Source organism: Psychrobacter sp., assembly GCF_035469765.1.
Taxonomy (GTDB): Bacteria; Pseudomonadota; Gammaproteobacteria; order Pseudomonadales; family Moraxellaceae; genus Psychrobacter.
This window is the reverse complement of sequence record NZ_DATIRM010000062.1, coordinates 1-4,175: the sequence shown is the minus strand read 5'-3', so window position 1 is coordinate 4,175 and position 4,175 is coordinate 1. Positions and strand designations below refer to the sequence as shown.

Annotated in this window: 4 protein-coding genes; all 4 read right to left on the bottom strand. The window is 43.9% G+C overall.

What is annotated here, in order from left to right:
- Nucleotides 1-69: 69 nt before the first annotated feature.
- Nucleotides 70-1,494: a Na+/H+ antiporter NhaC gene (gene nhaC / locus VLN09_RS01685; protein ID WP_325243455.1), complete on the bottom strand. Its 1,425-nt coding sequence runs from the start codon at nucleotides 1,492-1,494 to the stop codon at nucleotides 70-72.
- A gap of 92 nt (nucleotides 1,495-1,586) precedes the next feature.
- Nucleotides 1,587-1,928: a 4a-hydroxytetrahydrobiopterin dehydratase gene (locus tag VLN09_RS01680; RefSeq protein WP_325243453.1), complete on the bottom strand. Its 342-nt coding sequence runs from the start codon at nucleotides 1,926-1,928 to the stop codon at nucleotides 1,587-1,589.
- A 95-nt stretch (nucleotides 1,929-2,023) separates the two neighbouring features.
- Nucleotides 2,024-2,899, bottom strand: coding sequence for a phenylalanine 4-monooxygenase (phhA, locus tag VLN09_RS01675; protein WP_325243451.1), 876 nt, complete (start codon nucleotides 2,897-2,899; stop codon nucleotides 2,024-2,026).
- 207 nt (nucleotides 2,900-3,106) lie between these two features.
- Nucleotides 3,107-4,175, bottom strand: a 1,069-nt coding sequence (hppD, locus tag VLN09_RS01670) for a 4-hydroxyphenylpyruvate dioxygenase (protein ID WP_325243449.1), incomplete at its 5' end; no start/stop codon positions are given.

Below are 4,175 nucleotides of genomic sequence, written 5' to 3'. Positions count from 1 at the left end.
CCCCTTTAAAGAATAACTATCCTTAAAGGGGTTGGTATTTAATCGCTTTTTAATAAACCGCTGTTCTTTTTAATGAACTGCTTGTGCCTTTTGGTGTTTACGGACACTAGAACCATCTTTGCGTGTAATGGTTATCCCTGTAAAACCAAATAATATCGTCAGTAGCAGTGATAAATAACAGAAGAACGCATAAGGCAGATAATCAAGCACTGGCACACCTAACGCTTGGCTGATAAACACACCGCACACACTCCATGGTACAAGTGGATTGATAACGGTACCAGCATCCTCAATGGTACGTGATAGATTTTTTGGATGCAAATTCAAGCGCTCAAACGTCGGACGAAATGCCGTACCCGATAAAAGAATACTCAAGTACTGCTCACCAATAAGGACGTTGATACTCAGTGCTGACATGGCAGCGGCAAAAATGGCGCGCCCAGCTGTCGTTAAATTATCTTTGATACCGGATAACAGTGCTGGCAAAATCCCCAATGCCGTCAACAGCCCACCTAAACTCAGCGCTAATATCACAATCGCTTGCGTAAAGAACATGCTCTGTACGCCGCCACGCGACAACATACCGCCCACTTCACCAAGCTCTAGCGACTCTGCTGGTGTATAACCTGCAAAGAAATAACCACCCAGTTGCCCAAAGTTTGGCGAGCTATGTATGTAGGTAATGATAATTGCCACAGCGATGGTACAGATAATGGTGTAAATAGCATTGATTCGAAGTAGCGCCAGCGCAATCAAGACTATAAATGGCAGTACTGCATAGCCATGTACCAAGCCACTGTCAATCAGTTGCCCTTGTAGCACTGTCACTTGACTCAAATCAGAGCCAGCCGTCTGTCCTGAGAACAACCAAAACAATATAACCGTTAATATCCATGCCGGTACTGTGGTATACATCATATTACGTATATGCTCAAACAAATCGATGCCTACAACTGCTGAAGCAATGGTACAAGTGTCGGATAATGGCGACATTTTATCACCAAAAAACGCCCCTGATACTACAGCGCCCGCAGCAATCGCAACGTTGGCATCAAAGGCATTACTCATACCAATAAACGCCACGCCAAGTGTTGCAGCAGTCGTCAAACTACTGCCCAATGCAATACCGATAATAGAGGTCAACACAAAGGCTGAGATATAATAATATTGCGGTGATATCAGCTCAAAGCCAAAATACATCAAGGTTGGAATAGCACCAGACATCATTAAGGCAGCGACCATCAAACCGATAAAGAAGAATAAATAGATCGCACCAATACCGCGCATAACGCCGGATGCCATTTGCGCTTGCATATCATCAAAACTTAACCCTTTAAATATACCAATGCCTAGCAGGACACAGATAGCGAGGATTAATGATAAATGCGGTACCCAGCCAAAGCCAATCATAGTAACGCCCATGATAGCAATGACAATGGCTGAAATCATAAATGCCAGTTGCGGTGAGATTTGGGTTAGAATTTTTGGAGGCATCACACATCCTTAGTGTGCCAGTGGTTTCTGGCATTGGGGTTTGATTTTGGGGTGACAAGTTTAATCAGTTGCTAGCAGTATTGCTACTCTGATTATTTGGCGAGTAAGCTGTCGGTCTTGGCTGCCATGACAAAATCATTGCGATGCAAACCTTTGATGCTGTGCGACCACCAAGTGACCGTAACCTTGCCCCACTCTACCAATATGCCCGGATGATGCCCTTCTGCCTCAGAAATCTCAGCAAGCTCATTGGCAAATGCCATTGCTAAGACAAAGTTCTTGAATTTATATTGGCGCTGTAATTGCTTGATGCCATCGACTTCAATCAATGACCACTCTGGAATTTGTTGTAATAGCTCTGTTGCTTCGCTGTCGCTGACTGTCGGTGCGCCAATACGGCAGGCTTCACAGCTGGCTTGTGATAATGTCGTCATTGTAATGTCCTTTTATTTTAACGATTAATTTTTTAATAAATGTACGTCCGTGTTGACGTTGGTTCTTTTATTACTTATGAAAAATGCACTGTCTATTAAGCCGTTTTGATAGCATACGTTGGCTCAAACAGTCCTAAACTCATCGCCTTTTTTACAGCGCCCATAATGTCGCTATTCACTATATCGAATAGCGTATCCAAATCATCAATCGCATAATAGATAGGCTGGATTTGGTCAATACGGTAAGGAGTGCGCAATACGTCAATCAAATCAAACGCACGGCAGTCCGGTTCATCGCTTAGTGCATAGATGGTTTCAGACGGTGAGCTTAAAATACCGCCGCCATAAATCTTGCGGGTTTCTTTGGTAGCACCCATTAGACCAAATTCGATGGTGAACCAATACAGGCGCGCTAAATAAAGACGCTCTTGCTTAGTCGCATTGAGACCAAGCTTGCCATAAGTCTCATTAAAAGTTGCAAACGCAGGATGGGTCAGCAGCGGACAGTGCCCGACGATTTCATGAAAAATATCTGGCTCTTCGATATAGTCCATATCATCAAATCGACGGATAAAGGTCGCGACTGGAAAGCGTTTATCTGCTAAGAGTGTGAAGAATTTACCGAAGCTGATTAACGCTGGTACAGCAGCGGTTTGCCAACCGGTACTGGCTTGCAAAATGTCGTCGATATCTTGTAGTTGTGGAATGTGCGTTGCCGGTAATTTGAGTTTCTCTAAACCCTTGAGATAGGCTAAACTGGCACGATTGGGTATTTGCTTGGCTTGACGTTCAAGCAGCGCTTGCCACATCGCGTTTTCATCGTCACTATAATGAATATGACCATGATTGTCTGGCTGACGCGATACGTAAGGTTGCTTCTCCTGAGTTAAATGATGGGTAGAAGCTTCAGTGCTTAGCAAATTGCCACTGACAGGCTTTATATGAGTAGTTCTCTCTTGACGGCTTTCCATGCCTAGTTTCCTTATATTGCAATCAATCCAATACCTTGGTATCAGTCATTTGCTTTATTCACTTTGTCTGCCTAGCTTTGGGCGTTTTATTATTAAATAGCAGAGTAACAAAGGTAATAAGGACAAGATAAACCCCTTTCATCTTGCCCTTTTAATACTTATTTCAAGAGTGCTTTTTTAAAAGTACTCTTAAAAAATCTCTGACAATTATGGCGTTTCAGTCTCTGTCTGACCAACCATGCCGCGGCGTACTTGGTCGCGCTCGATAGATTCAAACAATGCTTTAAAGTTACCTTCACCAAAGCCTTCTTCATAATCGCCTTTACGCTGGATAAACTCAAAGAATACTGGGCTGCCTAAGATGGTTTCAGAGAAAATCTGTAGCAGCAGACGCGGAACATCACCCTCAGTCGTACCATCTAACAAGATACCGCGCATTTGTAGCTCAGAGATATTTTCGCCGTGACCTGGTAGACGCTCATCAAGCATTTTATAATAAGTATCGTTTGGCGCTGTCATGAGCGGAATGCCCATCTCTCTTAGCTTGTCGATGCTAGACAATAAATCATCACTCAATAGCGCGATATGTTGGATACCTTCGCCATTGAATTGCATTAAGTACTCTTCGATCTGACCGCCGCCCTGTTTTGATTCTTCGTTCAGTGGGATACGAATTTTGCCATCAGGTGCGGTCATGGCTTTACTGGTCAAGCCAGTATATTCGCCTTTAATATCGAAATAACGGATTTCGCGGAAGTTAAAGATACGCTCGTAGAAGTCAGCCCAGTACGCCATGCGACCACGGTAGACGTTATGCGTTAGATGGTCGATGACCTTAAAGCCAAAGCCTTTTGGATGCTTATCGACATCAGGCAGATATTCAAAATCGATGTCATAGATAGAATTACCAGCCGTAAAACGGTCAATAAGATAAATGAGCGAGCCACCGATACCTTTGATTGCTGGTAGACGTAACTCCATCACCCCTGTTTTTACATCGACTGGTTCAGCACCGTTTTCGATCGCCAAATCATAAGCTTGTTGGGCATTTTTTACACGGAAACCCATGCTACAAGCACCTGCGCCATGCTCACCTAAAAAGTAGCTGCCATGGCTTTTTGGCTCACGGTTTAATATGAGGTTGATGTCTCCTTGGCGAAACAAGGCAACATCTTTTGAGCGGTGATTGGCGACATGGGTAAAGCCAAGGTTGCGAAACAGCTCTTCGACAAGCTCAGGCTCTTGTGAGACGAACTCAACAAAATCGAAGCCTTGT